Source organism: Streptococcus sp. OMI750, from assembly GCF_047463895.1.
GTDB lineage: Bacteria > Bacillota > Bacilli > Lactobacillales > Streptococcaceae > Streptococcus.
This window is the reverse complement of sequence record NZ_JASHCZ010000016.1, coordinates 1-1,023: the sequence shown is the minus strand read 5'-3', so window position 1 is coordinate 1,023 and position 1,023 is coordinate 1. Positions and strand designations below refer to the sequence as shown.

At 40.6% G+C, this 1,023-nt stretch carries 1 protein-coding gene; it reads right to left on the bottom strand.

Annotated elements, in window-relative coordinates; genetic code table 11:
- Positions 1 to 216 precede the first annotated feature (216 nt).
- Positions 217 to 906 (bottom strand): gamma-glutamyl-gamma-aminobutyrate hydrolase family protein, encoded by a 690-nt coding sequence (locus QM830_RS10885; RefSeq protein WP_414327019.1) that lies wholly within the window; start codon positions 904 to 906, stop codon positions 217 to 219.
- Between the last annotated feature and the right edge of the window lie 117 nt (positions 907 to 1,023).

Sequence of the window (1,023 nt, the reverse complement as noted above, 5' to 3'; positions counted from 1 at the left end):
AAGCCTGTTTTTTTATAGGATAAACAGTAGTTATCTTTATCTATCGCCTATCGTGAATCAGGACATATCCTATCTCATTCTTTCACACATACATTGGGAAAGCTCACTATCTTTAGTCTTTTGCCTGTTAGCACACACGACAAGAGTCAGGAAAACATGGAGTAAAATATCCTATATGCACTAAAAAAGAGGTTGACCTGACTTCAACCTCTTTTTTTATAATTCCTGTAATAAGTATTTAAAAAGTTCTAAATTCCCTTTTTCTTCATTAACCAAGTATTCTGGGTGCCACTGCAAGCCTATAATGCGATGGCCATCTACAGCTTCAATGGCTTCGATGGTATGATCGCGCGGATCAAAGGCGGTCGCACGGAAATTTGGTGCGAGATCCTTAATACTTTGACGGTGAACTGAATTGATCTGACTAGCCTGACCAAAGAGTTGCTCCACCACACTACCTTTTTTAGTCTGGATGGAGTGGGAAGTCCCAAATGGGAGACCTTGCCAGTGCCCCTCAATTTCTTGGTTGAGTGTCCCCCCAAATGCCACATTGATCAACTGAACCCCACGGCAAATTCCAAGAACCGGTTTGTTTTGGCGAATCGCTTCTTTCAATAGTGCTAATTCGAATTGATCGCGTTTGATGTTGTAATCGTCGCTCTCGATAGTTTTTTCTTCACCATAAAGACTCGGGTCCACATTTTGGCCCCCACTCAAGATCAATTTATCAATGGTTTCAACATAATCCTTGACTAAGGAAATATCTCCCATCGGAATAACCATTGGAAGTCCGCCTGCTTGACGAATCCCTTCTGCAAACTGGCTGGAAACGGAGGAATGAAGGTTCTTCCCTTCCGGATCAACCGGACAGAGATTAGCGGATACTCCTACTATGGTTCTGCACATATTCATTCCTCCTTTATTATTTCATACATTCATCTTATCACCTATTAATGATCGTGTCTAATATGTATTTTTAAAGGAGATGATAAATAATATTTATCGCGTAAAAAAAACAGGTTA

Bases quoted from the DNA above. Each gene is read 5' to 3' on its own strand.
- QM830_RS10885 (WP_414327019.1), bottom strand. From the start codon at position 906: ATGTGCAGAACCATAGTAGGAGTATCCGCTAATCTCTGTCCGGTTGAT.